Annotated in this window: 24 protein-coding genes; 15 read left to right on the top strand and 9 right to left on the bottom strand. The window is 63.5% G+C overall.

Annotated features, from left to right (window positions below):
• Window positions 1–33 precede the first annotated feature (33 nt).
• Window positions 34–2,445: a penicillin acylase family protein gene (locus AC07PQ_RS16795; protein ID WP_493185912.1), complete on the bottom strand. Its 2,412-nt coding sequence runs from the start codon at window positions 2,443–2,445 to the stop codon at window positions 34–36.
• A gap of 106 nt (window positions 2,446–2,551) precedes the next feature.
• Window positions 2,552–3,130: a DUF6436 domain-containing protein gene (locus tag AC07PQ_RS16800; protein WP_007932728.1), complete on the bottom strand. Its 579-nt coding sequence runs from the start codon at window positions 3,128–3,130 to the stop codon at window positions 2,552–2,554.
• A 109-nt stretch (window positions 3,131–3,239) separates the two neighbouring features.
• Here AC07PQ_RS16800 and bipL point away from each other — a divergent pair, with 109 nt between their 5' ends.
• Window positions 3,240–4,163 (top strand): phospholipase BipL, encoded by a 924-nt coding sequence (bipL, locus tag AC07PQ_RS16805; protein ID WP_493185913.1) that lies wholly within the window; start codon window positions 3,240–3,242, stop codon window positions 4,161–4,163.
• A gap of 123 nt (window positions 4,164–4,286) precedes the next feature.
• On the opposite strand, the gene AC07PQ_RS16810 is transcribed toward bipL, so the two are convergent.
• Window positions 4,287–5,039 carry a DUF2059 domain-containing protein gene (locus tag AC07PQ_RS16810; RefSeq protein ID WP_007923106.1) on the bottom strand — a complete coding sequence of 251 codons (753 nt, stop codon included), beginning with the start codon at window positions 5,037–5,039 and terminating at the stop codon, window positions 4,287–4,289.
• A gap of 171 nt (window positions 5,040–5,210) precedes the next feature.
• Here AC07PQ_RS16810 and AC07PQ_RS16815 point away from each other — a divergent pair, with 171 nt between their 5' ends.
• Window positions 5,211–5,843 carry a 2OG-Fe(II) oxygenase gene (locus AC07PQ_RS16815; RefSeq protein WP_037034054.1) on the top strand — a complete coding sequence of 211 codons (633 nt, stop codon included), beginning with the start codon at window positions 5,211–5,213 and terminating at the stop codon, window positions 5,841–5,843.
• A 2-nt stretch (window positions 5,844–5,845) separates the two neighbouring features.
• On the top strand, window positions 5,846–6,328 hold the full coding sequence (locus AC07PQ_RS16820; protein WP_277589802.1) for a 2-thiouracil desulfurase family protein: 483 nt from the start codon (window positions 5,846–5,848) through the stop codon (window positions 6,326–6,328).
• A gap of 107 nt (window positions 6,329–6,435) precedes the next feature.
• Here AC07PQ_RS16820 and AC07PQ_RS16825 read toward each other — a convergent pair whose 3' ends face one another.
• Window positions 6,436–7,209 carry a transporter substrate-binding domain-containing protein gene (locus AC07PQ_RS16825; protein ID WP_493185914.1) on the bottom strand — a complete coding sequence of 258 codons (774 nt, stop codon included), beginning with the start codon at window positions 7,207–7,209 and terminating at the stop codon, window positions 6,436–6,438.
• 133 nt (window positions 7,210–7,342) lie between these two features.
• On the opposite strand from AC07PQ_RS16825, the gene AC07PQ_RS16830 reads away from it, so the two are divergent.
• Entirely contained in the window at window positions 7,343–7,777 is a 435-nt protein-coding gene (locus AC07PQ_RS16830) for a DUF4399 domain-containing protein (protein WP_101336220.1), read from the top strand.
• A 73-nt stretch (window positions 7,778–7,850) separates the two neighbouring features.
• On the opposite strand, the gene serA is transcribed toward AC07PQ_RS16830, so the two are convergent.
• On the bottom strand, window positions 7,851–9,080 hold the full coding sequence (serA, locus tag AC07PQ_RS16835) for a phosphoglycerate dehydrogenase (RefSeq protein ID WP_007932850.1): 1,230 nt from the start codon (window positions 9,078–9,080) through the stop codon (window positions 7,851–7,853).
• 204 nt (window positions 9,081–9,284) lie between these two features.
• On the opposite strand from serA, the gene AC07PQ_RS16840 reads away from it, so the two are divergent.
• From AC07PQ_RS16840 to AC07PQ_RS16855, 4 genes are all read left to right on the top strand, one after another.
• Complete coding sequence (locus tag AC07PQ_RS16840; protein WP_037036309.1) at window positions 9,285–10,679, top strand: FAD-binding oxidoreductase; 1,395 nt, start codon at window positions 9,285–9,287, stop codon at window positions 10,677–10,679.
• Between the two features lie 55 nt (window positions 10,680–10,734).
• A complete protein-coding gene (locus tag AC07PQ_RS16845; RefSeq protein WP_493185915.1) occupies window positions 10,735–11,400 on the top strand; it encodes a fumarylacetoacetate hydrolase family protein in 666 nt (221 codons plus the stop codon).
• 176 nt (window positions 11,401–11,576) lie between these two features.
• Window positions 11,577–12,506, top strand: a complete 930-nt coding sequence (locus AC07PQ_RS16850) for an SdiA-regulated domain-containing protein (RefSeq protein ID WP_007932844.1) — start codon at window positions 11,577–11,579, stop codon at window positions 12,504–12,506.
• Window positions 12,507–12,621: 115 nt separating this feature from the next.
• A complete protein-coding gene (locus AC07PQ_RS16855; RefSeq protein ID WP_009046073.1) occupies window positions 12,622–13,533 on the top strand; it encodes an SdiA-regulated domain-containing protein in 912 nt (303 codons plus the stop codon).
• Between the two features lie 182 nt (window positions 13,534–13,715).
• Here AC07PQ_RS16855 and AC07PQ_RS16860 read toward each other — a convergent pair whose 3' ends face one another.
• Complete coding sequence (locus AC07PQ_RS16860) at window positions 13,716–15,668, bottom strand: autotransporter domain-containing protein (protein WP_493185916.1); 1,953 nt, start codon at window positions 15,666–15,668, stop codon at window positions 13,716–13,718.
• 297 nt (window positions 15,669–15,965) lie between these two features.
• Window positions 15,966–16,637, bottom strand: coding sequence for a ribose-5-phosphate isomerase RpiA (gene rpiA / locus AC07PQ_RS16865; protein WP_007927332.1), 672 nt, complete (start codon window positions 16,635–16,637; stop codon window positions 15,966–15,968).
• Between the two features lie 286 nt (window positions 16,638–16,923).
• On the opposite strand from rpiA, the gene ilvA reads away from it, so the two are divergent.
• Both ilvA and AC07PQ_RS16875 read left to right on the top strand, forming a co-directional pair.
• The gene (gene ilvA / locus AC07PQ_RS16870) at window positions 16,924–18,438 is read left to right on the top strand and encodes a threonine ammonia-lyase, biosynthetic (protein ID WP_007927333.1); all 1,515 of its coding nucleotides are present in this window, start codon (window positions 16,924–16,926) and stop codon (window positions 18,436–18,438) included.
• Between the two features lie 40 nt (window positions 18,439–18,478).
• Window positions 18,479–18,907 carry a DUF2269 family protein gene (locus AC07PQ_RS16875; RefSeq protein ID WP_087092477.1) on the top strand — a complete coding sequence of 143 codons (429 nt, stop codon included), beginning with the start codon at window positions 18,479–18,481 and terminating at the stop codon, window positions 18,905–18,907.
• Window positions 18,908–18,957: 50 nt separating this feature from the next.
• Here AC07PQ_RS16875 and AC07PQ_RS16880 read toward each other — a convergent pair whose 3' ends face one another.
• Window positions 18,958–19,614, bottom strand: a complete 657-nt coding sequence (locus AC07PQ_RS16880) for a histidinol-phosphatase (protein ID WP_007927343.1) — start codon at window positions 19,612–19,614, stop codon at window positions 18,958–18,960.
• A gap of 143 nt (window positions 19,615–19,757) precedes the next feature.
• Between AC07PQ_RS16880 and AC07PQ_RS16885 the strand changes: the two genes are divergently transcribed.
• Entirely contained in the window at window positions 19,758–20,237 is a 480-nt protein-coding gene (locus AC07PQ_RS16885) for an RNA pyrophosphohydrolase (protein ID WP_007927344.1), read from the top strand.
• Between the two features lie 22 nt (window positions 20,238–20,259).
• On the top strand, window positions 20,260–22,539 hold the full coding sequence (gene ptsP / locus AC07PQ_RS16890) for a phosphoenolpyruvate--protein phosphotransferase (protein WP_007927345.1): 2,280 nt from the start codon (window positions 20,260–20,262) through the stop codon (window positions 22,537–22,539).
• Between the two features lie 102 nt (window positions 22,540–22,641).
• Here ptsP and AC07PQ_RS16895 read toward each other — a convergent pair whose 3' ends face one another.
• Window positions 22,642–23,388: an NRDE family protein gene (locus AC07PQ_RS16895; RefSeq protein ID WP_493185917.1), complete on the bottom strand. Its 747-nt coding sequence runs from the start codon at window positions 23,386–23,388 to the stop codon at window positions 22,642–22,644.
• Window positions 23,389–23,511: 123 nt separating this feature from the next.
• Here AC07PQ_RS16895 and AC07PQ_RS16900 point away from each other — a divergent pair, with 123 nt between their 5' ends.
• From AC07PQ_RS16900 to AC07PQ_RS16910, 3 genes are all read left to right on the top strand, one after another.
• On the top strand, window positions 23,512–24,294 hold the full coding sequence (locus tag AC07PQ_RS16900; protein WP_493185918.1) for a sulfite exporter TauE/SafE family protein: 783 nt from the start codon (window positions 23,512–23,514) through the stop codon (window positions 24,292–24,294).
• Between the two features lie 79 nt (window positions 24,295–24,373).
• Window positions 24,374–25,195, top strand: coding sequence for a prolipoprotein diacylglyceryl transferase (gene lgt, locus AC07PQ_RS16905; RefSeq protein WP_007927350.1), 822 nt, complete (start codon window positions 24,374–24,376; stop codon window positions 25,193–25,195).
• 47 nt (window positions 25,196–25,242) lie between these two features.
• Window positions 25,243–26,214 (top strand): thymidylate synthase, encoded by a 972-nt coding sequence (locus AC07PQ_RS16910; protein ID WP_493185919.1) that lies wholly within the window; start codon window positions 25,243–25,245, stop codon window positions 26,212–26,214.
• Window positions 26,215–26,299: the final 85 nt, after the last annotated feature.

Genomic DNA, 26,299 nt, shown 5'->3' on the forward strand with positions numbered 1-26,299 from the left:
CTGCTGCGGGTCAGGCGTCGTTCACCACAGGGGTTACTGCGCCGTCCGCGCCGGCAACAGCTTCAGGGTGCTGTGGGTATTGGCCGTGACCTCTTCTTCGTTGAAGTGCGCCTGCTGGTACACCCCTTCGATATAAGCCTCGGCCTGATCCTGATAGTGCTTGTCGAACAGCACGCCGCTTTGCCCGACCGGGTTGATGCTCAGGCTGTGGGCCGGATCGGCGAAGTCGATCAGGCGCCGGGTGGACGGACCATAGGTCACTGGCCAGGGCGCGGGGCCGATCTTGGCCGATTGATTGTTCGGCACTTCGTGGGTGCCGGGCGCGGCGAACGGGCCGACGTTGAACACCCGGTCCAGGGGCTTCTGCAGGCCCAGCGGATGACCGTGGGTCAGAGTATGCGCCTGGCCCCACAGCCACTTCGTCGAGTCGTCGCCAAAGGTCGCCTTGAGATGAGCGAGGCTGGCGCGCCAGGCGACCCTGACGGTGTCGGCGCGGCTTTCCTGGCCCAGGGTGTTGCGGTTGTCCCACCACGGCGAGTCGGCGGAGGCAGCCAGGCGTGGCAGCGCGGCGTCGATCACCCGGGTGGACAGCAGGGTGTCGAAGAAGGCGTCGCCCAGCTCGTCATGGAAAGCGGCATCGGTGAGGTTGAACAGGAACTGGTTGAACAGGGTGGCGCTGGTGGAGTCCAGCGGGTAGTCGCCTTTCCACTGCGCCAGTTGCTCCACCAGCTTGAGCTCCTGCGGGTCGCTCACTACTTCGCGCAGGACTGGCAGCAGCGGCGCCAGCAGGCGCGGGCCATAGGCGGTGGTGGTGCCCAGCTGGAGTTTCTGGCTGGCGTCGATATCCCATTTCACGCTCTTGTCGCTGAGCTGGCGGTCCAGTTGCTGGCCACGGTCGGCGAGGTTGTAGTAGCCGGGAATCTCCATGCCGGTGGGTGAGACCGGCTGGAAGTTGGCCGAAACGATATAGCCGCGCGCCGGGTTTTCTTCCTGGGGGTTGGCGCTGAATGGGTAGAAGCCCTCTTTGTCCGCCAGCGAAGTGCTGCCGTCGAGGATGAACGTGCCCTTGGCGCCGATCGGGCGTTTCGGCAACAGCGCCGCGGCCCACCAGCCGATGTCGCCCTTGGCATTGGCCCAGACGATGTTCAAGCCCGGCGCCTGGACCTTGGACGCGGCACTGCGGGCCTTGGCCAGGGTGTCGGCGCGGTTGAGCTGGTAGAAGCCGTCGAGGATCGGATTCGGCGTTTCGAGGAAGGCCCACCACATGGCGATCGGCGTCTTGCCGGCATTGGCCCCGAGCACGTCGTTGACGATCGGCCCGTGGGGCGACTGGCGCAGGATCTGGGTGACCGGCGGCTGGCCCTTCACCGCGATCTGCTGCTCGCTGTTGACCAGGTCGACCCACTTGCCGCGGTACCAGACCTGGTTGGCGTTGTTCGGGTTGACCTTCTCGGCGATCAGGTCCAGATCGTCGTTCTGGAACATGGTCAGGCTCCAGCCGAAGTCCAGGTTGTGGCCGAGAAAGGCGAAGGGCACCAGCGCCTGGTGATGACCGTAGAGTTCGAAGCCCGGTGCCGACAGCTGGGCCTCGTACCACACCGACGGCACCGCGAAGCGGATGTGCGGGTCGCCGGCCAGCAACGGTTTGCCGCTCTTGGTGCGGGTGCCGGACACCGCCCAGGCGTTGCTGCCCTCGAATTGCGGCAGGCCGGCGTCGGCCAGGGCCTGCTCGCTCAGCCGGGCGATGGCGCCCAGGTCCTGCCAGTCGCTGGCGGCCAGGCTTGGCGCCAGCGGGCCACGGCCCTTGGTCAGGGCGCCCTTGGGCTGCCACTCGAGGTCGAAGACTTTCAGGTAGTCGCTGCCGAGCTGGTCGCGCACGTAGGTCAGCAGCGGTTCGGTGCGGAAGGCCGCGGCGAAGCTGTAGGCCATGTAGCCGGCGACGCTGATGCTGTCTTCGGCGGTGAAGGAACGCTTGGGAAGCCCCAGGACATCAAATTCGATCGGTTGCGGATGGCTGTTCTGATACTGGTTGACCCCGTCCAGGTAGGCTTGCAGGCCCTTCCAGGCAGGGGACTGGCGATCCAGCCCGGCGACGTAGCTGTCGGCGCGCTCGCGGATGCGCAGGCTGCGGAACAGTTTGTCGGTGTCGAGCAGTTTGGGGCCGAATATCTCGGCCAGCTCACCGCGGGCCAGGCGCCGCATGACTTCCATCTGGAACAGCCGGTCCTGGGCGTGGACATAACCCAGCGCGCGGTACAGGTCGGTTTCGTTTTCCGCGCGGATATGCGGCACACCGCGTTCGTCGTAGCGCACCGTGACCGAGCCCTGCAGGCGCTCCAGCTCGACCTGGCCCTGGCGCGACGGCTGCTTGCTGTACAGGTACCAGCCCCCTCCCGCGGCAAGGGCAAGGATCAGGACGACGAGTACGGTCAGGCTGCGTTTCATGGCGACTCCTTGTTCTTTCTGCGATTTGCCTGCCGTGGGGAAGGCAAACATTTAGCACAGGCCTTCTGTGCCGGGCATCCGTTGTCTGCGAAAAGTCAGGAATGCCTTAATCCGTCTGTTTCGGCCATGGACAATAACAGCCCACCGCCAAGGTGTGGGTGGCGCTGACCGCGCGGCCTTCGTGCAGGGCCTGGAGGATAGGTTCGATAAAGCTGTTGCTGGAATTGCAGGTCAGGCCTTCGCTGTAGGGGCCGAAATAGGCCAGGGTGCCGTTGCGGTCCCAGATCGCCACGGCCGGGCTGGCGGGGATCTGCTCCGAGCCGGGCAGGCCGTCGAGGATTTTCAGGCGGCTCAGGGTGGCGGGCAACTGGCCGTGGCTGCCGGCCTTCTGCACCGAGTAGAACTCCACGCCCTGCGGGCCGTAGTGTTCGATCAGCTCGGCCAGATGCTGCTGGTTACCGACATTGCACGGGCAGGCCGGGTCCCAGAAATGCACCAGGCGGATGGCACCTTCGCCGGCGAGGCCAGGAGGCAGTTGCAGCGGGTCGCCGGAAAACACCGCGGTGTGTTCGCTGAAGGTGCGCAGAAAACGTCCCTGGAACCAGTCGTAGGCGACCCACAGCACCCCGGCGCACAGGAGGGCGAGCAGGCTGGCAAGCAGGGTCGTGCGGTAGGGCAGACGCATACGGATCATTCCTCGAAGGTCGCGTAGCTTGCCATGCTTGCCCCGACAGATGAATATCGCAGGCCGATAAAGCCTGTTTCGCGTTCCGCGCCACCCTGGGAAAACCCTTATGCCTGCGACCTTCGACCCCGACCTTCTGCGCGCCAGCCTGCGGCCCCTGGCCGAGGCACAGCCGCTCTCGGCCCAGGCGCAGGCCTATCAGCGTTTCTATGGGCTGGATCTGCCGGTCAAGCGTGGGCTGGGGCGTTTTTCGGTCGGTGGTTTTGAGGTGGTCGGCCAGGTCTGGTGGCCCGAGCAGCCGGTGGCGACCTTGTTTCTGTTGCACGGTTTCTACGATCACATGGGCTTGTACCGGCATGTGATCGAGTGGGCGCTGCAGCGGCAGTGGGCGGTGATTGCCTGCGACCTGCCGGGTCATGGCCTGTCCAGCGGCGAGCGCGCCAGCATCGATGATTTCGCGGTGTACCAGGCGGTGCTGCAAGGCCTGTTCGACGAAGCCCGCTCCCTCGATCTGCCCCAGCCCTGGCACCTGTGCGGGCAAAGCACGGGCGGTGCGATCGTGATCGATCACTTGCTCAACCAGGGCATGCAGAGCCCGGCCCAGGGCCAGGTGATCCTGCTCTCGCCGCTGGTGCGCCCGCGTGCCTGGGGCTGGTCGAAGCTCAGCTATTACATGCTCCGGCCTTTTGTCAAAGGCATCGCCCGGCGCTTCAGCGAGAACTCCACCGACCCCGATTTCCTGCCGTTCCTGCAGCGCGACCCGTTGCAACCCCTGCGCCTGCCGACTGCCTGGGTCGGCGCGCTGGCGCAGTGGATCAAGCGCATCGAGCTGGCCCCGCGCAGCAGCCGGCAGCCGCTGATCGTTCAGGGGCAAGCGGACATGACAGTGGATTGGCAGCACAACCTGCAGGTGATCCGGCAGAAGTTCCAGCAGCCCCAGGTGCTGATGCTGCCCGAGGCGCGGCATCACCTGGCGAACGAGGCGGCGCGCATTCGCCAGGAATACTTCGCTTTCCTGAACCAGCATCTTTGACGGTATTCACGCACCTGTAGCCGCTGCCGCAGGCTGCGATCGACCGGCACGGTCGCGCCGATCTTGCGACCACTGAGGTCCTACGGACCTATCGCAGCCTGCGGCAGCGGCTACAAGAGGTGTTTAGGGCGTGAGGCTGGAAGTGCTTTGGCCGACGGCCAGCCCGGCGCGGATCGCGGCGAGGGCGGCTTGATAGTAGGCCTTGCCTTCGGCGGACTCGGCGAAGTTGGCGAACTCTTCCAGCTCGGGGTCGGACAGGTCGCGATAGACGTACAGCAGGGTGTTGTTCAGGTCGTTGCCGATCTGCACCATCAGCCGCTGGCGCTGGCCGTTGAGCATGTTCTGCGCCTGGCCGGCCCCCAGCAGGCCGGGGATCATCTGGCTCAGGCTGTCGGCAGCCACCCCGGCGATGGCCAGGCTGACTTCCGCGCCGGCTTCACGGGCCGGCAGCGCCTGGGCCAGGTGGCCGATAATCAATTGACGGGTATCGCTGGCCTGCATCTTCGGCAGGCCCTGGGCATTCTTCGCCAGTTGGTCGCGGCGGGTCGCCAGCAGTTCGGCGGCAACGATCTTGCGCCCCAGCGGCGACTGGAAAAACGCCAGGGCCGGTTTCGGATCGGCGAGGTTCTGCCGCAGCTGCGCCTGGGCGCGGCGGTCCATGGCCTGCGGCGCGAAGCGCTGGTTGCTGTTATTGACCAGGGCCTGATAGACCGCTGGCGGCAGGCTATTCTGGTAACGCTGCTGGGCGGCGGTAAGGGCATCGTTGAAATGCGCGCGTTGTTCCGGCCAGCCGGCGACCTTGTACAACTGGTCGTGGCCGTCTGCCCAGGCGGGCAACACACAGAACATCAACAGTGAAAAAAGCAAACGGCGCATAAGGACTCCTGTCGGCAGCCCACTATTCTCCGGGGCGAGGCGATGGTTGTCGAGAATTCGTATCAGGTTCAGTACGCAAACTGTCCGATCGAACGACGAACAGAGGCAGCGCCAGGCTGCTTGGTCAGAATTATCTCGCGGATCTGTCGGATTCATCTGGGTGTGGATACTATGCGCGCCATGCAAATACCCTCTGATCACCCCCTGCTGTTACGCATTGTCGATGACCTGGCCACCCGTGGCTGGTCGCAGCAGAACATCTTCCTGCCAGAAGCCCTGACCCTGGAGCTGGCGGCCGAGTGCCGTAAGCGCGCGGCCGAAGGCGAGCTGGCGCCAGCGGCGGTTGGCCGTGGCCCGGCGCAGGAGATTCGCGAGGGGATCCGTGGCGATCATATCCAGTGGCTCGAGCCCGGCCAGGCCGACTGCTGCGATACCTACCTGGGCTTGATGGACAGCCTGCGCGAGGCGCTGAACCGCGGGCTGTTCCTCGGCCTGGAAGACTTCGAAAGCCATTTCGCGCTGTACCCGCCAGGGGCGTTCTACCTCAAGCACGTCGACCGTTTCCGCGACGATGACCGGCGCATGGTGTCGGCGGTGATCTACCTCAATCAGGACTGGCTGCCGGAGCAGGGCGGGCAACTGCGCATGTACTTCGATGGCGAGACCGAATACGACGTGGATCCCGCCGGCGGCCGGCTGGTGGTGTTCCTCTCCGGCGAGGTGCCCCACGAAGTCCTGCCCGCGACCCGGGAGCGCCTGTCCTTGACGGGCTGGTTCCGCCGGCGCGGCAACGAGCCGTTCTGATCATGCACAAGATCCTGGTCAGTCGCTGCCTGTTGGGCCACCGCGTGCGTTACGACGGTGGCGCCAGCGGGCCGTTCGATCAACTAGCGAACTGGCAGGCCGAAGGCCGGGTGGTCGCACTGTGTCCGGAAGTCGCCGGCGGCTTGCCGACGCCACGGGCGGCCGCGGAAATACCCGGCGGGCAGGGCGGTGAAGTGCTCGATGGCCTGGCGCGGGTCATCACCACCGAGGGCGAGGATGTCAGCGCCGAGTTCCTCAGCGGCGCCCGGCAGGCGCTGGAGCTGGTACGCGAGCATGGGATTCGCATCGCCGTGCTCAAGGCCAACAGCCCGTCCTGCGGCAACCTGCTGACCTATGACGGCAGCTTCAGCGGGGTCAAGGTCAGCGGCGAGGGCGTCACCGCCGCCTTGCTCAAGCGCGCCGGGGTGCAAGTGTTCAGCGAGCTGGAACTGGCCGAGGCCGCCGCAGCCCTGGCCGCCCTCTAGCCCCTGTAGCCGCTGCCGAAGGCTGCGATCGGCCGGTACGGCCGTGGCGAACGTGATATCGCTGAGGTCCTGCGGGTCTTTCGCAGCCTGCGGCAGCGGCTACAGCATCAAGGCTTGGGCGGCTTGCTCGCATCCATGCCGAACCATTTTTCCGACAACGCCATCAACCGGCCATCGGCCTTGATGCGCTGCAGCGCGCCATCGAGGCTCGCCTGGAACGCCGGGTTACCTTTCTGGAACGGGATCGCCAGGCTCAGGGTCGGCCCGACCTTGGCGCCTTCCTTCACCGGCAAGCGGCTGTCGCGAATGGCGTAGGGGATCAGCAGGCGGTCGCTGATGGCCGCGTCGAGCTGCTTGTCGGCCACATCCTTGATGGGTTGCTGGGCGTTCGGGTAGCTGCGCAGGTCGATGCCTTCAACGGTGCGTGCCTGCTCGGCGAACTGGCTGCCCTGGGCCACGCCGAGGGCTCGGCCCTGGAGCGCTTGCAGGCTGCCCAGCGTGCGCTCTTCTTCCTTGCGTACGATCAATTGTGCGCTGGAATAACTGTAAGGCTCGCTGAAGTCGAAACGATCCTTGAGTTCCGGGGTCATTGCTACGTGATTGATGGCGATGTCGTAGCGGCCGCTTTCGACGCCAGGTAGCAGGTCGGCAGCGTCGGCGACCACGAAGTCCGCCCGCACATCCAGTTCCCGGGCGAGCAGTTGGCCCAGCTCGACTTCGAAACCGGTGAGTTTGCCGTCGTCCTTGAAGTTGAAGGGCGGGGTATTGGCCTCCAGCGCGATACGCAGTTCCCCGCGATCGTTCACATCGTCGATCAGTTCGGCTTGAGCGTAAGTGCTCACAAGAGGTAGCAAAAGTATCAGGCCAGGCAGGAAACGCATGGTCACTCCTTGAATTTATATGTGCGATGCGCTGTTCAGGCTCGCTTTGCTATGGTGTTGATTGCCCTTCGACAACGATATGCCACGAAGTTGTCATAACCGTACCGATTTTGCGGAAAAACTGGAGAATAGAATGAAAACCTTTATATCTCGTGCTGCGTTGACCGGCCTGCTGCTGGGGGCCTCGATGCTGGCTTCTGCGGATATGCCTCGCACCAAGGCGCCGGAAGGCGCTTCTGTATTTATCGTCACCCCGGTCAATGGCGATACCGTGGCCAAGACCTTCAAGGTCAAGTTCGGCGTCAGCGACATCTCCCTGGCGCCCGCCGGCGACCAGACTCCGCACACCGGGCACCACCACCTGCTGGTCGACGTCGACAAGCTGCCAGCCGAAAACATGCCGATCCCGGCCGACGCCCAGCATATCCACTTCGGCAAGGCCCAGACCGAAACCGAGCTGACCCTGGCCCCGGGCAAGCACACCCTGCAGCTGGAGCTGGGCGACAAGAACCACGTGCCGTTCGACCCGCCAATCGTTTCGGAAAAGATCACCATCACCGTCAAGTAAGCGCGGACGGTAAAAACTGCCTGTAAACAAAAAGGGAGGCCCCAGGGCCTCCCTTTTTATTGCCAGCGAGTGCTTAGAACAGCACGCGGCTGCGGATGGTGCCGTTGACGTGTTGCAGCTTCTCTTGCGCCAGCTCCGAGTATTCGGCGTCGACGTCGATCACCACGTAGCCAACCTTCTCGTTGGTCTGCAGGAACTGACCGGAGATGTTGATGCCGTTTTCGGCGAAGACCTTGTTGATCTCGCTCATCACACCCGGGATGTTCTCGTGGATGTGCAGCAGACGGTGCTTGCCAGGGTGAGCCGGCAGGGCCACTTCCGGGAAGTTCACGGACGATACCGAAGTACCGTTGTCGCTGTACTTGACCAGCTTCTCCGCCACTTCCAGGCCGATGTTGGCCTGGGCTTCGGCGGTCGAGCCGCCGATGTGCGGGGTCAGGATCACGTTGTCCAGGCCGCGCAGCGGGCTTTCGAACTCTTCGTCGTTGGAGCGTGGCTCCACCGGGAACACGTCGATGGCGGCGCCGATCAGGTGCTTGTCCTTGATCGCTGCGGCCAGGTGGTCCAGTTCGACCACGGTGCCGCGGGCGGCGTTGATCAGGATGCCGCCTTTCTTGATGGCGCGGATTTCCTTCTCGCCGATCATCCACTGGGTGGCAGCGGTTTCCGGAACGTGCAGGGTGACGATGTCGGACATGCCCAGCAGCTCGTGCAGGTTGCCGACCTGGGTGGCGTTACCCAGTGGCAGCTTGGTCACGGTGTCGTAGAAGAACACCTGCATGCCCAGGCCTTCGGCCAGGACCGACAGTTGGGTGCCGATCGAGCCGTAGCCGACGATGCCCAGTTTCTTGCCACGGATCTCGAAGGAGTTGGCCGCGCTCTTGATCCAGCCGCCACGGTGGCAGGAGGCGTTCTTCTCTGGGATACCGCGCAGCAGCAGGATCGCTTCGGCCAGCACCAGTTCGGCTACGGAACGGGTGTTGGAGTACGGTGCGTTGAACACCGCGATACCGCGCTCGCGAGCCGCGTCGAGGTCGACCTGGTTGGTGCCGATGCAGAAGCAGCCAACAGCGACGAGCTTCTTCGCGTGATCGAAGATTTCTTCAGTCAGTTGGGTGCGGGAGCGAATGCCGATGAAGTGCGCATCGGCGATCTTTTCCTTCAGTTGGGCTTCCGGCAGAGAACCGGTGAGGTACTCGATACTGGTGTAGCCCGCGGCCTTGAGGACGTCGACAGCCGATTGGTGGACGCCTTCGAGAAGAAGGAACTTGATCTTGCTCTTATCGAGAGAAGTCTTGCTCATCTGCGTAAACCTGTGTCCCGGAGAAAAATGGCAGGAAATGGTCAACAGATGCTGACCCGGACGGCAGGAAAGCCGTCGCCGCAGAACGCCCTTCGGCACTATTCTGCGGGGGGTCGTATGCTAGCATACGGACCCCGCGAAACACTCGTTCCTGCGACGTGAAGCGTTCTCAGGATGACCATGAATTGTTCGAGAGTTCTGTCGATGACCAATCCTGCGCTGATTGATGAGCTGAAGACCCTGGTCGAGGCTGGCAAGGTCCTGACCGATGCCGACTCCCTGAATGCTTACGGCAAGGATTGGACCAAACACTTCGCCCCGGCGCCGAGCGCCATCGTCTTTCCCAAGAGCATCGAGCAGGTCCAGGCCATCGTGCGCTGGGCCAACCGGCACCAGGTCGCGCTGGTGCCGTCCGGCGGCCGTACCGGCCTGTCGGCTGCCGCCGTGGCGGCCAATGGCGAAGTGGTGGTGTCTTTCGACTACATGAACCAGATCCTCGACCTGAACCTGACCGACCGCACCGCGGTCTGCCAGCCGGGTGTGGTGACCGAGCAGTTGCAGAACCGCGCCGAAGAAAGCGGCCTGTATTACCCGGTGGATTTCGCTTCCGCCGGTTCCAGCCAGATTGGCGGCAATATCGCCACCAATGCCGGCGGGATCAAGGTGATTCGCTACGGCATGACCCGCAACTGGGTGGCCGGCCTGAAAGTGGTCACCGGCAAGGGCGACCTGCTGGAGCTGAACAAGGACCTGGTCAAGAACGCCACCGGCTACGACCTGCGCCAGCTGTTCATCGGCGCCGAGGGCACCCTGGGCTTCGTGGTCGAGGCCACCATGCGCCTGGAGCGCGCGCCGAACAACCTTACGGCGATGGTGCTCGGTACGCCGGATTTCGACTCGATCATGCCGGTGCTGCATGCCTTCCAGGGCAAGCTCGACCTGACCGCCTTCGAATTTTTCTCCGACAAGGCCCTGGCCAAGATCCTCGGCCGCGGCGACGTCCCGGCGCCGTTCGAGACCGACTGCCCGTTCTATGTGTTGCTGGAGTTCGAAGCCAGCAACGAGGACGTGGCCAACGACGCCCTGGCCACCTTCGAGCATTGCGTGGAGCAGGGCTGGGTGCTGGACGGCGTGATGAGCCAGAGCGAGCAGCAACTGCAGAACCTGTGGAAATTGCGCGAGTACATCTCCGAGACCATCTCGCACTGGACCCCGTACAAGAACGACATTTCGGTCACGGTGTCGAAGGTGCCGGCTTTCCTGAAGGATATTGATGCGATCGTCGCGCAAAACTACCCGGACTTCGAAGTGGTCTGGTATGGCCACATCGGCGACGGCAACCTGCACCTGAACATCCTCAAGCCGGACGACCTGAGCAAGGACGAGTTCTTCGCCAAGTGCGCCACCGTCAACAAGTGGGTGTTCGAGACTGTCGAGAAGTACAACGGCTCGATTTCCGCCGAGCACGGGGTGGGCATGACCAAGCGCGATTACCTGACCTACAGCCGTTCGCCGGTGGAAATCGACTACATGAAGGCGGTCAAGGCGGTGTTCGACCCGAACGGCATCATGAACCCGGGCAAGATTTTCGCTGTTTGACCTAAGGGTCACTCAAGCAGCGGTACCAGATGAACCAAACGAGCAGGAGTCGGTAATGAGCTATCAGCACCAGTATGTCGACGGTACCCGTATTCATTTCCCGGTCGGCAAGATCGTGTGCATCGGGCGCAACTATGCCGAGCACGCCAAGGAACTGGACAATCCGGTGCCGACTGAGCCGCTGCTGTTTATCAAGCCGGGCAGTTGCGTGGTGCCGCTGGAAGGCGGTTTTGCCATCCCCACCGAGCGTGGCTCCGTGCATTACGAGGCGGAAATCGCGGTATTGATCGGCAAGCCACTGTCGACCCAACCCAGCCGCGAAGAAGTGCTGGATGCTATCTCCGGTTTCGCCCCGGCCCTGGACCTGACCCTGCGCGACAAGCAGGCCGAGCTCAAGGCCAAGGGCCTGCCCTGGGAAATCTCCAAGTGCTTCGACGGCGCCTGCGTGCTGGCGCCCTTTGTGGTCGGCAGTACGTTCCCGGACCTGACCGACATCAATATTCGCCTGACCATCAACGGCGAGGTCCGCCAGGACGGCAACAGCAGCATCATGCTCAACCCGATCGTACCGATGATCCAGTACATGGCCGGCTGCTTCTCCTTGCAGGCGGGCGACGTGATCCTGACCGGTACGCCGGTGGGTGTGGGTCCGCTGAACGTGGACGACGAGCTGGTGCTGGAACTGCCGGGCGTCAGCCGCTTCGAAAGTCGCGTTAGCTGACTCAGCGGGGCCCGCCTGCAATGGGCGGGCCTCTCCTAAGAAAGCGCGGAAATCCAGGATATTTCTGACTTTTTCCGAATTTTTCACATCCGGTCTGGATAATTTTCCGCGTCCAGGCGTCTGAGTCTGCCCCGATGTGCTATTACCAATAGCTGACTTTTTGGAACGCGCTCCCCATGTCCATGCCTCACACCCCCGAGCTTCAAACGGTTCGTCGTCGCGGTTTGTTCCACATGCGCTGGTATTCCTGGCTGTTGCTGGCGGGCATCGTGAGCTATGGCGTCGCGATTGCCATGCACTGGGACGACCGTGGCCTGCTCTGGGTGCTGGAGCGTTTCGAAACCCCGGCCGAGCGCCAGGAAAGTGTCTGGCTGCCGGATTACCGCGCGGTCATCGACGCCAAGGTACTGCCGGGCATGGAGAAGGACGAGGCCTCCGACCTGGCCTACAACCCGCAGACCAAGACCCTGTTTGCGGTGATGGGCAAGAACCCGTTCCTGGTCGAACTGAACCTGCAGGGCGATGTGCTGCGCAAGATGCCGCTGGTGGGCTGGAGCAACCCGGAAGGGGTGACGGTCATGGGGAACGGCCTGCTGGGGATTGTCGACGAGCGCGATCACCTGCTGACCATCGTCAAGGTGGATGCCAATACCCGCGAGCTGAATATTTCCGACTTCCCGAAATACGACCTGGGGCCTTCGCAGGACCAGAACAAGGCATTCGAAGCCGTGGCCTGGGATGCGCGCAAGCAGCAGTTGCTGCTGGGCGAGGAGCGTCCGCCGGCGCTGTTCACCTGGAACAGCGACGGCAGCCAGACCCTCAAGGGTGACAAGCAGAAACTGGAAAGCGATGAGCTGGACCTGCGCAACCTGTCCGCCCTGAGCATCGACCCACGCACCGGTCATACCCTGGTGCTGTCCGCCGATTCGCACATGTTGCTGGAACTGGACGAAACCGGCGAGCAAGTCAGCTTCATGACCTTGCTGGGCGGTTTCAATGGCCTCAAAGACACCATTCCGCGGGCCGAGGGCGTGGCCATGGATGAGCAGGGCAACCTGTACATGGTCAGCGAACCCAATCTGTTCTATCGCTTTGAGAAGCACTGATTCAGAGGTTTCTGGCGGCAAAAGGCCATAATCCGGCATACGCCCGCTGCGATTAAGTTTAAATTCATCCGGCTGTGATATTTCATCCGCCTGATTTGTATTTGAGCTTGCCAGCATGCGTCGACTCGCCTATCCCAAACCGCTGTTCCTCCTCCTGTGTTTTATCGTGCTGGTGCTGCTGGGCATTGCCGGGCAGCACCACCGCTACTTCGAGCGCCTGTGGTTCAACTGGCGGGTCATGTCGCAGCCGGCCAACACCGATGCCATTGGCCTTGATGGCTATCGGGTGACTCTCGAAGCACAAAAGATCGAAGGCCTGGATGACGTCTCGGCGCTGACCTACGATCCGGTGCGCAAAAGCCTGTTCACCGTGACCAACAAGAATGCCGAGCTGATCGAGCTGTCGCTCGACGGGCGCATCCTGCGGCGCATTGCCCTGACCGGGTTTGGCGACCCGGAAGCGGTCGAGTTCATCAGCGCCGACACCTATGTGATCACCGACGAGCGCCAGCAGCGGCTGATCAAGATCCATCTGGAGGAGGACACGGTGTTCCTCGACGCGGCGGACGCCGAGCAGATGACCCTGGGTGTGCACATGAGCGGCAACAAGGGCTTCGAGGGCCTGGCCTACGATTCGGTGGGCAAGCGCCTGTTCGTCGCCAAGGAACGCGACCCGATGCTGATCTACGAGGTCAAGGGGTTCCCGCATTACGACCCGGAGAAGTCCTACGCGGTGCATGTGGTCAACAACCCCAAGCGCGATGCCGGGTTGTTTGTGCGTGACCTGTCCAGCCTGCAATACGACGAGCGCACCGGGCATCTGCTGGCGCTGTCGGATGAGTCGTGGCTGGTGCTGGAACTGGACGTGGATGGTCGGCCCCTGAGCACCATGTCGCTGCGCAAGGGCCGGCAAGGCTTGCAGGCCACGGTGCCGCAGGCCGAAGGTATTGCCATGGACGACGACGGTACCCTGTACCTGGTCAGTGAGCCGAACCTGTTCTACGTCTTCAAGAAGCCCGCCCAGTAACCCTGTAGCCCTGTAGCCGCTGCCGAGCCCGCGAGGCTGCGCCCGGGCGCGCAGCGGCCGTAAAACCAGGCGACCTTTCTGTTCCGGCAATTCGTATACCCCCGAACCTGCGAGGACCGCGTCGCAATACCGCCCACCTCGTACGCGGCCTCGCAGGCTCGCCAGCGGCTACCAAAGCGCGTTCAAAACTGCCACTGCACGCCGAGGGAGTAGCCGGTCTGGCTGCCTTCGGCGTGGCCGATCCGGCCGTTGACCTCGGCGTACAGCCCCAGCTGCGGGGTGATCGCCAGCTGGCTGCCGAGTTGGGCGCGGCCGAAGCTCTTGTCCACGCCGCCCAGGCGAGCCACGCGCACTTGACCATCGGCGCGGCTGGTCAGGTCCAGGTCGTCCAGGCGGCCATCCGCCAACTCCTTGACCCAGGCCAGGTCGCCATAAGGCAGCAGGTTCATGCCGTAAGGCAGGGCCATGGCGCCGCGAATACGCCAGCCGAGGCTGGCTTCCAGCGAATCGAATGACTGCTCCTCATAACTCAGCGCCGTGCGCAGGTCCTGCTTCTCGTGGAAGCGGTCGATGCGGTAGTGGGTGTAATCCAGGCCGGCGAAGGGGCCGCTCTTGATCGCACCGAAGTCCAGGTCGTAACCGCCGAGCACGCGGGCGCCCAGGGTCAGGGCGTCGGTATCGCCCGTCAGTTTCTGGTTCAGCAGCACCGGGCCGCCGTTGGCCTGGATCACCAGGTTGCGCTTGGATTCGAAGCGGGTGCGACCGATGCTCAGGTCGCCGGCCAGCCATTGCGGGCCGCCGTCGTTGAGCAAGGCGTAGACCGCCGCCTGCCAGGTGTCGCTGTCGAGCTTGCCGCGGTGCTCGAGTTTGTCGCGACCGTTCTGGTAGCTGAGGCTGGCGCCGATATTCAGGCTCGAATTGAGCTGGTAGTCGCCCAAGGCATGCACCCCCAGCCGACGCGCCTCGGGATTGGGCGCGCTGTCGAAACCGCTGTCGGGGCTGTATTCGCCGTCGATGCCGATCTCGCCATCGAAATTGCCGACTTCCCGGCCCATCGCCTGCAAGGTCAGCCAGCGCCGGTCGTGCAGCCGGACCATGGCCTGATGCTGGCGTTGCAGATGATCCTGCTGGTTGCGCGCCACAGCGCCGCCGGAAGCGGTGGAGGCCAGCAGGTCGGCGTTGGTCAGCTCCAGGACCAGGCGGCTGAGCAGGCGCGAGTAATCGCGCAGGCGCTGGTCGATGCGTTCCTGGCCGAAGGCGTTGGTCAGCACCGCCTTATTGTCCTCGGCGGGATCGTGCCAGGTGGAGCCGCCGGGGATGGCCGGGTTGGTGGTCTGGGTGTAGCCGTCCAGGTCGCCGATTTCCCAGTTGGTGGCCTCGATGTAGAGAATCGGGATGTTCAGCCCTTCGAAGGCTTCACCGTCGCTGCAGCAGCCGGTGCCCGCGGGGTATGCCGGGTCGAGGCCGGGGTTGGTGAACAGATTGATCTGCAGTTCCCTGGCGATCTGCAGGGTATGTTCGCGCAACGAGGCCAGGGCCGGGTTGGCGCTGCTGTTCTGTCCGGCGTGGGCATACATCATGTCGCCGGTGATCAGGCTGTCGAGGTTGATCATGGCCAGCATGTTGGCGCGCTGGCTGGCGCTGAGGGAATCGACGAACGCCCTGGAGCCGCGCAGGCCTTCCTCCTCGGCGCCGAAGCCGACCACCTGCAAGCCGTTTTCCAGCGGCAGCCCGCCGAGGTTGCGGGCGATTTCGGTCAGCACGCTGGCGCCGGAGCCGTTGTCGTCCAGGCCTTGCAGGGTCGGGCGGCCGAAATAGGTATCGAAGTGCGCGCCGACCACCACGTATTGCGGCTTGGTCCCGGCGGCGTAGGCCACCACGTTTTGCGAGCTGCGGCTGTTGCCGCCGGCGGTCCAGGAAAAGTCCTGGCGGCTGATGTCATAGGCGCTGCCCATCTGGCTCTGCATCCAGTCGGCGGCACCGGCGAAGTTGGCGGTGCCACGGTAGCGGCCGGGGTAGTCGTTGATCAGTTTGTCGAGGGTGGTGGCGGCGTGTTCGCCGTATTCATAGGCGAAGGCCTGGGTGGACAGCAGAACGCTGGCGAGACTGACGGCAAGCGTGAGGGGCTTGAGCACGGTGATCTTCCTTGAGGGATGAAAAAACGGGGGCAGTTGCACAATGCGCGCCTCATTCCTTGGGCGACCTTGTATTGGCGCATTGCTTAAACCGAACGTCGCCTGGCGTTAATTTGTAACGGATTTGATACCGGAAGTCGTGGGCCGCACTGAGATCTGGTGCGCGAATCTGGATATTTCTGCGGCTAAATGCAGCGAAAAGTAGCAGTAGTGGCGAGGTTGGTGCGGGAGGGCAGGGCGGGGCTGGATGGGAGAGCTTTCGCCCCCGCCCTTGCGGCAGGGGCGAAATCGGCGGCATCAGGCGGTGAGGGTCTTCACGCCGTCGCGGGTGCCCAGCAGCAGCACGTCGGCCGGGCGGGCGGCGAACAGGCCGTTGGTGACCACGCCGACAATCGCGTTGATCTGCGCTTCCAGCTCCACCGGATTGGTGATCTGCATGTTGTGCACGTCAAGAATGATGTTGCCGTTGTCGGTGATCACGCCTTCGCGGTAGACCGGGTCGCCACCGAGCTTCACCAGCTCGCGGGCCACGTGGCTGCGGGCCATGGGGATCACTTCCACCGGCAGGGGGAAGGCGCCCAGCACCGGCACCAGCTTGCTGGCGTCGGCGATGCAGATAAAGGTCTTGGCTACCGCCGCGACGATTTTCTCGCGGGTCAGGGCCGCGCCGCCGCCCTTGATCAGGTTCAGGTGTTCGTCGCTTTCGTCGGCGCCGTCGATGTAGAACTCCAGATCGCTGACGGTGTTCAGTTCGTACACCGGGATGCCGTGGCCCTTGAGGCGCGCCGCGGTGGCTTCGGAGCTGGCGACCGCGCCGTCGAAGGCGGCCTTGTGCTGGGCCAGGGCGTCGATGAAGCAGTTGGCGGTGGAGCCGGTGCCGACCCCGACGATGCTCTTGTCATCGAGTTTCGGCAGGATGAGGTCGACGGCAGCCTGGGCCACGGCCTGTTTGAGTTGATCCTGGGTCATGCGGGCTCCGGAAGCGGGCAAGGAGGGAACGGAAAGGCCGGCATTATAGGCCGGTGTCCTGGGCAGGTCATTGCCCGTTTGGCGAACCGCTTTTTGTAGCCGCTGCCGAAGGCTGCGATCGACCGTCAGGTCGTGACAGACGAGAGTGGCCGGAGGACCTGCAGACCTATCGCAGCCACCGGCAGGGGCTAGGGGGCTTTTAAAACCTCTGGATTCGTGTGGTCGCCCGGGTAAACGCTGGGTTAGACTCGCTGGCCCTGCCCAACCCGCTCAGTGATGCTTTCCGATGCTCGAACAGTACGTCAAAAAGATCCTCACCTCGCGCGTTTACGACGTTGCCGTAGAAACCCCGTTGCAGACTGCCCGCCAGCTCTCCGAGCGGCTGGGCAATCAGATCTGGCTCAAGCGCGAAGACTTGCAGCCGGTGTTCTCGTTCAAGATTCGCGGCGCCTACAACAAGCTGACCCAGCTCAGCGATGCCGAGCGCGCCCGTGGCGTGGTCACCGCCTCGGCCGGCAACCATGCCCAGGGCCTGGCCCTGGCGGCCAAGGTGCTGGGGGTGAAGGCGACCATCGTGATGCCCAAGACCACCCCGGAGATCAAGGTCGAAGGCGTGCGTTCGCGCGGCGGCAAAGTAGTGCTGCACGGTGATACTTTCCCGGAAGCCCTGGCCTACTCGCTGAAGCTGGTGGACGAAAAAGGCTACGTCTATATCCACCCGTACGACGATCCACACACCATTGCCGGGCAGGGCACCGTGGCGATGGAAATTTTGCGCCAGCATCCGGGGCGCCTGGACGCGATCTTCGTGCCGGTCGGCGGTGGCGGCCTGATTGCCGGAATCGCGGCCTACGTCAAATACCTGCGGCCGGAAATCAAGATCATCGGCGTCGAGCCGGACGACTCCAACTGCCTGCAAGCGGCCATGGCCGCCGGCGAACGCGTGGTACTGCCAACCGTGGGCATCTTCGCCGACGGTGTCGCGGTGGCACAGATCGGCCAGCACACCTTCGATATCTGCAAGGACTACGTGGATGAAGTGATCACCGTCAGCACCGACGAGATCTGCGCGGCGATCAAGGACATCTACGACGACACCCGCTCCATCACCGAGCCGGCTGGCGCCCTGGGCGTGGCCGGGATCAAGAAATACGTCGAGCAGCGCGGCGTCAGCGGGCAGACCCTGGTGGCCATCGATTCCGGCGCCAACGTCAACTTCGACCGCCTGCGCCATGTCGCCGAGCGCGCCGAGCTGGGCGAGGGCCGCGAGGCCATCATCGCCGTGACCATTCCGGAGAAGCCGGGCAGCTTCAAGGCCTTCTGCGAAGCGATCGGCAAGCGCCAGATCACCGAATTCAACTACCGCTACAACACCGGTAGCGAAGCGCACATCTTCGTGGGTGTGCAGACCCACCCGGAAAACGATCCGCGTAGCGCGCTGATCGCCAGCCTGTCCGAACAGGGCTTCCCGGTGACCGACCTGACCGACAACGAACTGGCCAAGCTGCATATCCGTCATATGGTCGGCGGGCATGCGGCGCGGGTCAGTGATGAAGTGGTGTTCCGCTTCGAGTTCCCGGAACGCCCGGGCGCGCTGTTCAACTTCCTCAACAAGCTCGGCGGGCGCTGGAACATCTCGATGTTCCACTACCGCAACCATGGCGCGGCCGATGGCCGGGTAGTCGCCGGCCTGCAAGTACCGGCGAGCGAACGCCACCTGGTACCGGCGGCGCTGGCGCAGATCGGTTACCCGTACTGGGACGAGAGTGATAACCCGGCGTATCAGCTGTTCCTCGGCTGAACGGCTACGCTGGTGGGCAAGGCCTCAAGGAGTTAATGACATGGAAACGCTGACCGTCCTAAAAACCGTCCATATCCTGGCCACCGTGTTGCTGCTGGGCAGCGCGCTGGGGCTGGCGATCTGGGTCTGGCGCGCTCGTAGCAAGGGTGACGCAAGCATCTACAGCCGGCTGTTGCGCCGGCCGCTGGTGTTCGTCTGGCTGTTGCTGGTGATCTGCCTGGCCAGCCTGCCGTTCAGTGGCTGGTGGCTGGTGCATCTGCTGGGCTGGTCGCTGGGGCAGACCTGGATCCTGGCCTCCAGCGTGATCTACACCGTGGGTGCCCTGAGCTGTTTCTGGCTGCTGGCGCGGCTCAATCGCGTGCGGATCGCCTCGGGAGTAGGAAGTCCGAAGTTCACCCTGGCGCTGGCGGTGTTCAGCTTCGTGTGTTTCTTCGCCATTGCCGGGTTGATGGGCGCCAAGCCTGTTTGACGGCCTGATCGCGAGCTTGCTCCTATAGGGGCGAGCTCGCGCTAGCTTTCTCAGTCGCGCAGGCTGATCACCGGCCAGCCACGCTGCTGGGCCAGGGCCCGCAGGTTCGGGTCCGGGTCCACGGCGATCGGGTTCGCCACCAGATCCAGCAACGGCAAGTCATTCATCGAATCGCTATAGAAGTAGCTGTCTTCCAGGCTATGGCCGGTTTCCTCAAGCCAGCGCGTCAGGCGGGTGACCTTGCCTTCGCGAAAGCACGGGACGTCGGTACTGCGACCGGTGTAGCGGCCATCCTGCATCTCGCACTCGGTGGCGATCAGGGTTTCCACGCCCAGGCGTTCGGCGATCGGCGCGGTGACGAAGCGGTTGGTGGCGGTGATGATCACCAGCTTGTCGCCGGCGGCCTTGTGCTTGGCCAGCAGTTGCGCGGCCTTGGGCAGCAGCAGCGGCTCAATGCAGTCGCGCATGTAGTCGCGATGCCATTGGTCGAGCACGTCCATCTCGGTGCGGCCGAGAACCTCCAGGCAGAAGTTCAGGTAGGCGGCATTGTCGAGCTTGCCGGCCAGGTAGTCCTGGTAGAACTCGTCGTTGCGGGCCTTGTAGGTGACGGCGTCGAGGAAGCCTCGTTCGCACAGGTAATCGCCCCAGGCGTGGTCACTGTCGCCGCCCAGAAGGGTGTTGTCCAAGTCGAATAAAGCCAGGCGCATCACGGTTACTCGCTGATAAGTCTGAAAAAAGGCGATCAGAATACGGTCTTTTCACAAGAGTGCACATAAGGTAGGAAGCCTCGTTGCTGCTTTCACAACCTTTGTGGAACAATGCGGCGACATGCGTTTGCGAGGTTGTTGCCGTGATCGACCCCGATGGTTTCCGCCCCAATGTCGGGATCATTCTGACGAATGATGCCGGCCAGGTGCTATGGGCTCGCCGTATCAATCAAGATGCCTGGCAGTTTCCGCAAGGGGGGATCAACCCCGAAGAGACGCCGGAAGACGCTTTGTACCGCGAGTTGAACGAAGAAGTAGGCCTGGAACGCGAAGATGTGCAAATTCTCGCCTGCACCCGGGGCTGGTTGCGCTATCGTTTGCCGCAACGCCTGGTCCGTACCCACAGCCAACCGCTGTGCATCGGCCAGAAGCAGAAATGGTTTCTCCTGCGCCTGATCTCCAACGAGCAGCGGGTGCGGATGGATTTGACCGGTAAACCGGAGTTCGATGGCTGGCGCTGGGTCAGTTATTGGTATCCGTTGGGCCAGGTGGTGACATTCAAGCGCGAGGTTTACCGCCGCGCTCTCAAAGAGCTTGCCCCGCGCCTTCTAGCGCGCGACTGACGACGGAGTTCGACCCCGAGCCATGCTCAATACGCTGCGCAAGATCGTCCAGGAAGTTAACTCCGCCAAGGATCTCAAGGCGGCGTTGGGGATTATTGTGTTGCGCGTCAAAGAGGCCATGGGCAGCCAGGTCTGCTCGGTCTATCTGCTGGATCCGGAGACCAACCGTTTTGTCCTGATGGCCACCGAGGGCTTGAACAAACGCTCGATCGGCAAAGTCAGCATGGCACCCAACGAAGGTCTGGTCGGCCTGGTCGGTACGCGCGAAGAACCGCTGAACCTCGAAAACGCCGCCGATCACCCGCGTTATCGCTACTTCGCCGAGACCGGCGAGGAGCGTTATGCCTCCTTCCTCGGTGCACCGATCATTCACCACCGCCGGGTCGTCGGCGTCCTGGTCATCCAGCAAAAGGAGCGTCGTCAGTTCGACGAGGGCGAAGAAGCCTTCCTGGTGACCATGAGCGCGCAGTTGGCGGGGGTTATCGCCCACGCCGAAGCCACCGGTTCGATCCGTGGCCTGGGCCGCCAGGGCAAGGGCATCCAGGAAGCCAAGTTCGTCGGCGTGCCCGGCTCGCCTGGCGCGGCGGTCGGTACCGCGGTGGTCATGCTGCCGCCGGCCGACCTGGACGTGGTGCCTGACAAGAGCATTACCGATATCGACGCCGAGCTGGCGTTGTTCAAGACCGCCATCGAAGGCGTGCGCGCCGACATGCGCACCCTCTCGGAAAAACTCGCCACCCAGCTGCGTCCCGAAGAGCGGGCGCTGTTCGACGTCTACCTGATGATGCTCGACGATGCCTCCCTGGGCAGCGAAGTGACCACCGTGATCAAGACCGGCCAATGGGCCCAGGGCGCGTTGCGCCAGGTGGTCACCGATCACGTCAACCGTTTCGAGCTGATGGACGATGCCTACCTGCGCGAGCGGGCGTCGGACGTCAAGGACCTGGGCCGGCGCCTGCTGGCCTACCTGCAGGAAGAGCGCCAGCAGACCCTGGTCTACCCCGACAACACCATCCTGGTCAGCGAAGAACTGACGCCGGCCATGCTCGGCGAGGTGCCCGAAGGCAAGCTGGTCGGCCTGGTCTCGGTATTGGGTTCGGGCAACTCCCACGTGGCGATCCTGGCCCGGGCCATGGGCATTCCGACAGTGATGGGCCTGGTCGATCTGCCGTACTCGAAAGTCGACGGCATCCAGATGATCGTCGACGGCTACCACGGCGAGGTCTACACCAACCCCAGCGACGTGCTACGCAAGCAGTTCGCCGATGTGGTCGAGGAAGAGCGGCAACTGGCCCAGGGCCTGGATGCACTGCGCGACCTGCCATGCGTGACCCTGGACGGCCACCGCATGCCACTGTGGGTCAACACCGGCCTGCTGGCGGACGTGGCGCGGGCGCAGAAGCGTGGCGCGGAGGGCGTGGGCCTGTACCGCACCGAAGTGCCGTTCATGATCAACCAACGCTTCCCGAGCGAAAAGGAGCAGCTGGCGATCTATCGCGAGCAACTTTCCGCCTTCCACCCGCAACCGGTGACGATGCGCAGCCTGGACATCGGCGGCGACAAGTCACTGTCGTATTTCCCGATCAAGGAAGACAACCCCTTCCTCGGCTGGCGCGGCATTCGCGTCACCCTCGACCATCCCGAGATTTTCCTCGTCCAGACCCGCGCCATGCTCAAGGCCAGCGAAGGCCTGAACAACCTGCGCATTCTCCTGCCGATGATTTCCGGCACCCATGAGCTGGAAGAAGCATTGCACCTGATCCACCGCGCCTGGGGCGAAGTGCGCGACGAAGGCACCGACGTGCCGATGCCGCCGATCGGGGTGATGATCGAGATCCCGGCCGCGGTGTACCAGACCAAGGAGCTGGCGCGCCAGGTGGACTTCCTGTCGGTCGGTTCCAACGACCTGACCCAGTACCTGCTGGCCGTGGACCGCAACAACCCGCGGGTGGCGGACCTCTACGACTACCTGCATCCGGCGGTGCTGCAAGCCTTGCAGACCGTGGTGCGCGACGCCCATGCCGAAGGCAAGCCGGTGAGTATCTGCGGCGAGATGGCCGGCGATCCGGCGGCGGCGGTGTTGCTGATGGCGATGGGCTTCGACAGCCTGTCGATGAACGCCACCAACCTGCCGAAAGTGAAGTGGATGCTGCGTCAGATCAATCTCAGCAAGGCCAGGGAACTGCTGGCCGAGCTGATGACCATCGACAATCCGCAAGTTATCCACAGCTCGCTGCAACTGGCGCTGAAGAACCTGGGACTGGCGCGGATGATCAATCCGGCGTCGGCCAAGACCCTTTAAAGGCGATCGCGAGCAAGCTCGCTCCTACAGAGACGCTGCCAAACCCTGTAGGAGCAGCCGGTCGACGCTCGATTGCTCGCGATAGCGTACTTTCAGACGCCGCTAAACCCTCAGCTCCACTTCCCCCAGATGCCCGCCATAGGGCCCGAAGCTGCGCTCGACTATGTGCCTGGAACCATCGGCCCGGACGATCAGCGCCGTGCTGGCCCGCGTGCCGTAGCTGGGGCTGGCGATAAACACGCTCGACAGCAGGCTCTCGGTGGCCAGGCCGACCCCGGTATCGGGAAGGTCGGCAAACGGCGCGGTCTGCGTATCGCTGAGCAGGGCGAGCAGAGCCTGGGGCTGCGGGTCATGCAGTACTTCCTGTAATGCTGCCTTGGCCTTGAGCAGCTTGGGCCAGGGCGTGTCGAGGCCGGCATTCGACAGGCCATACACGCCGCTGCCCAGTTGCTGCGGCTCACGGGCCTGGGCGTTGTAGTGCCAGAGCTGATCGGGGGTACCCACCAGCAGGTTGAAGCCGGCATATTCCAGCGATCGGCCGACAACGTCGCTGAAATAGTCGTTTATCGACATCCTGCTGCTGAGAAAACGCGCTACCAGTTCGCCTCGGGAGCGGCGCGCGGGGGGCTGATGGGGATTGCGGATATTGGTCAGGGCGGCGAAGCGTCCGTCGGCACCCAGGCCGAGCCAGGTACCGCCCGCTTCCAGGTCGCGTCCGGCATAGATATCGGGGGCTTCGGGCCATTGCGCCAACGGCAGGCTGGGGCGGGCGTAGAACTCGTCACGGTTGGCCGCGACGATCAGGGGCAGGGCGTGGCCCGGCCGCCAGGCGAATACGATCAAGCACATCAGGTTGTCCCTTTTGTGTTTTTTGCTCACTTTACGCACAGAACGACTGGGTATCCATCGCCATCCAGTGGAGCCAAGGGCCGTGCATCCGTTACCATGCCGCTCTCTTTTCGGGATGCCTCCATGGAATTTCTGCTCTATCTGCTGCTGGGGGCCTGCGCGGGCATATTGGCCGGTCTGTTTGGCGTAGGTGGCGGCATCATCATCGTTCCCGTGCTGGTGTTCAGCTTCACCCTGCAAGGTTTCGATCCGTCGATCCTGACCCACCTGGCCGTTGGCACGTCGCTGGCGACCATCATTTTTACCTCGGTCAACGCGGTTCGCGAACACCAGCGCAGGGGCGCGGTGCGCTGGCCTATCTTTGCCTGGATGACCCTGGGCATCCTGCTCGGCGCCGGAGTCGGGGCGCTGACGGCCGAAGCGATCTCCGGGCCGAACCTGCAGAAAATCATCGGCGTCTTCGCCCTGGTGGTGGCCCTGCAGATGACCCTGGACCTGCGGCCCAAGGCCAGCCGCGATGTTCCCGGCAAGCTCGGGCTGACCCTGGCCGGCAGTGTGATCGGCTGGGCCTCGGCGATTTTCGGCATCGGCGGCGGCTCGCTGACCGTGCCGTTCCTGACCTGGCGCAGCGTGCCGATGCAGCAGGCGGTGGCCACGTCCTCGGCCTGCGGTTTGCCGATTGCCGTGGCCAGTGCAATAAGTTTCATGATTCTGGGCTGGCATGATCCGTTGCTGCCGGCTCATAGTCTGGGTTTTGTGTATTTGCCGGCGCTGCTGGGCATCGCCCTGACCAGCATGGTCTTTGCCCGGTTCGGCGCGCGCCTGGCCCATCGGCTGTCGGCGCGCCTGTTGAAGCGCTTGTTCGCCTGCCTGCTGTTTGTGGTCGGCCTGACGTTCCTGCTCTGACAGGTTCCGCAATCCTGGCTTAATCCGCGCGTGACATGGTCACGGCGCAAATCGAGTTTCACTCTAACGAGGAGTCGCAATGCTGCCTTACCCGCAGATCGACCCGGTGGCCCTGGCCATCGGCCCGCTGAAAATTCACTGGTACGGCCTGATGTACCTGATCGGCATCGGTGGCGCCTGGCTGCTGGCGTCGCGCCGGTTGAACCGCTTCGACCCGACCTGGACCAAGGAGAAGCTCTCCGACATGGTGTTCTGGATGTCGATGGGGGTCATTGTCGGTGGGCGCCTGGGCTATGTGCTGTTCTATGACCTGAGCGCCTACCTGGCCAACCCGACGCTGATCTTCGAGGTCTGGAAAGGCGGCATGTCGTTCCACGGCGGTTTCATCGGGGTGATGCTCGCGGCTTTGTGGTTCGGCAAGAAGAACGGCAAGTCGTTCTTCCAGCTGATGGACTTCGTTGCGCCGATGGTGCCGATCGGTCTGGGCGCCGGGCGCATCGGCAACTTCATCAACGCCGAGCTGTGGGGCAAGCCGACCGACCTGCCGTGGGCGATGATCTTCCCGCCGTTCAGCGACCCGGCCCAGCTGCCACGCCACCCTTCGCAGCTGTATCAGTTCGCCCTGGAAGGCGTGGCGCTGTTCCTCATCCTTTGGCTGTTCTCGCGCAAACCCCGTCCAACCATGGCGGTTTCCGGGATGTTCGCCCTGTTTTACGGTATTTTCCGTTTTATCGTCGAGTTCGTCCGGGTCCCGGATGCGCAACTGGGTTATCTGGCGTGGAACTGGCTGACCATGGGCCAGGTGCTGTGCCTGCCGATGATCATTGGCGGCCTGTTCCTGATCTGGCTGGCCTATCACCGCGCTCCAGCGGCACCGGCGGCGAAAGACGCCGCGCTCTAATTCGGATCGCAGGGCGCGAGCCCTGCCTTCAAGGACACAGGTAATACATGAAGCAATATCTCGATCTGGTCGCCCACGTCATCAAGAACGGCACCAAGCAGGCCAACCGCACGGGCGTGAACACCATCAGCTTCCCCGGCGCGATGCTGCGTTACGACCTGAAAGACGGTTTCCCGGCGATCACCACCCGCAAGATGGCCTTCAAGTCGGCCATCGGCGAGATGTGCGGTTTCCTTCGTGGGGTGAACAACGCCGCCGAATTCCGTGCCCTGGGCTGCAAGGTCTGGGACCAGAACGCCAATGAAAACGCCCAGTGGCTGGCCAACCCCTTCCGCCAGGGCGAGGACGACCTGGGTGAGATCTACGGCGTGCAATGGCGCAAGTGGCCGGCGTACAAGCAGATCCCCCTGAGCAACCCGGCCGCCATCGAGCAGACCCTGAAACAGGGCTACCGGCAGATCGCCGAAGGCGAGGAAAACGGCCAGGCCTATGTGGTGCTGTACAAGGCCATCGACCAGGTGCGCCAGTGCGTGGACACCATCATCAAGGACCCGGGCAGCCGCCGTATCCTGTTCCACGGCTGGAACTGCGCCCAGCTGGATGAAATGGCCCTGCCGCCGTGCCACCTGCTGTACCAGTTCCACCCGAACGTCGAGACCCGGGAGATTTCCCTGACCCTCTACATCCGCTCCAACGACCTGGGCCTGGGCACACCGTTCAACCTCACCGAAGGCGCGGCGCTGCTGAGCCTGATCGGTCGCCTGACCGGCTACACCCCGCGCTGGTTCACCTATTTCATCGGTGATGCCCACGTCTACGAAAACCACCTGGACATGCTCAACGAGCAGCTCAAGCGCGAGCCGTTCCCGATGCCGAAGCTGGTGATTTCCGAACGTGTACCGGAGTTCGCCAAGACCGGCGTGTACCAGCCGGAGTGGCTGGAAAAGGTCGAACCGAGCGACTTCTCGCTGGAAGGCTACGAGCACCACGCGCCGATGACCGCGCCGATGGCGGTCTGAGCGAGATACCCGGCGGCGGCTCCTGTAGCCGCTGTCGCAGGCTGCGATAAGGCCCGCAGGGCCTTCTAGCAATCCCGGAGACCAC

Source organism: Pseudomonas sp. GW821-FHT09E12, from assembly GCF_059416085.1.

What these genes read in the sequence shown, in the direction of transcription:
- serA (WP_007932850.1), bottom strand. Translation starts at nt 9,080, where the DNA reads ATGAGCAAGACTTCTCTCGATAAGAGCAAGATCAAGTTCCTTCTTCTC.
- AC07PQ_RS16795 (WP_493185912.1), bottom strand. Translation starts at nt 2,445, where the DNA reads ATGAAACGCAGCCTGACCGTACTCGTCGTCCTGATCCTTGCCCTTGCC.
- AC07PQ_RS16845 (WP_493185915.1), top strand. Translation starts at nt 10,735, where the DNA reads ATGAGCTATCAGCACCAGTATGTCGACGGTACCCGTATTCATTTCCCG.
- lgt (WP_007927350.1), top strand. Translation starts at nt 24,374, where the DNA reads ATGCTGCCTTACCCGCAGATCGACCCGGTGGCCCTGGCCATCGGCCCG.
- AC07PQ_RS16910 (WP_493185919.1), top strand. Translation starts at nt 25,243, where the DNA reads ATGAAGCAATATCTCGATCTGGTCGCCCACGTCATCAAGAACGGCACC.
- AC07PQ_RS16895 (WP_493185917.1), bottom strand. Translation starts at nt 23,388, where the DNA reads ATGTGCTTGATCGTATTCGCCTGGCGGCCGGGCCACGCCCTGCCCCTG.
- ptsP (WP_007927345.1), top strand. Translation starts at nt 20,260, where the DNA reads ATGCTCAATACGCTGCGCAAGATCGTCCAGGAAGTTAACTCCGCCAAG.
- bipL (WP_493185913.1), top strand. Translation starts at nt 3,240, where the DNA reads ATGCCTGCGACCTTCGACCCCGACCTTCTGCGCGCCAGCCTGCGGCCC.
- AC07PQ_RS16875 (WP_087092477.1), top strand. Translation starts at nt 18,479, where the DNA reads ATGGAAACGCTGACCGTCCTAAAAACCGTCCATATCCTGGCCACCGTG.
- AC07PQ_RS16840 (WP_037036309.1), top strand. Translation starts at nt 9,285, where the DNA reads ATGACCAATCCTGCGCTGATTGATGAGCTGAAGACCCTGGTCGAGGCT.
- AC07PQ_RS16855 (WP_009046073.1), top strand. Translation starts at nt 12,622, where the DNA reads ATGCGTCGACTCGCCTATCCCAAACCGCTGTTCCTCCTCCTGTGTTTT.
- rpiA (WP_007927332.1), bottom strand. Translation starts at nt 16,637, where the DNA reads ATGACCCAGGATCAACTCAAACAGGCCGTGGCCCAGGCTGCCGTCGAC.
- AC07PQ_RS16800 (WP_007932728.1), bottom strand. Translation starts at nt 3,130, where the DNA reads ATGCGTCTGCCCTACCGCACGACCCTGCTTGCCAGCCTGCTCGCCCTC.
- AC07PQ_RS16880 (WP_007927343.1), bottom strand. Translation starts at nt 19,614, where the DNA reads ATGCGCCTGGCTTTATTCGACTTGGACAACACCCTTCTGGGCGGCGAC.
- AC07PQ_RS16900 (WP_493185918.1), top strand. Translation starts at nt 23,512, where the DNA reads ATGGAATTTCTGCTCTATCTGCTGCTGGGGGCCTGCGCGGGCATATTG.
- AC07PQ_RS16825 (WP_493185914.1), bottom strand. Translation starts at nt 7,209, where the DNA reads ATGCGTTTCCTGCCTGGCCTGATACTTTTGCTACCTCTTGTGAGCACT.
- AC07PQ_RS16820 (WP_277589802.1), top strand. Translation starts at nt 5,846, where the DNA reads ATGCACAAGATCCTGGTCAGTCGCTGCCTGTTGGGCCACCGCGTGCGT.
- AC07PQ_RS16830 (WP_101336220.1), top strand. Translation starts at nt 7,343, where the DNA reads ATGAAAACCTTTATATCTCGTGCTGCGTTGACCGGCCTGCTGCTGGGG.
- AC07PQ_RS16850 (WP_007932844.1), top strand. Translation starts at nt 11,577, where the DNA reads ATGTCCATGCCTCACACCCCCGAGCTTCAAACGGTTCGTCGTCGCGGT.
- AC07PQ_RS16815 (WP_037034054.1), top strand. Translation starts at nt 5,211, where the DNA reads ATGCGCGCCATGCAAATACCCTCTGATCACCCCCTGCTGTTACGCATT.
- ilvA (WP_007927333.1), top strand. Translation starts at nt 16,924, where the DNA reads ATGCTCGAACAGTACGTCAAAAAGATCCTCACCTCGCGCGTTTACGAC.
- AC07PQ_RS16810 (WP_007923106.1), bottom strand. Translation starts at nt 5,039, where the DNA reads ATGCGCCGTTTGCTTTTTTCACTGTTGATGTTCTGTGTGTTGCCCGCC.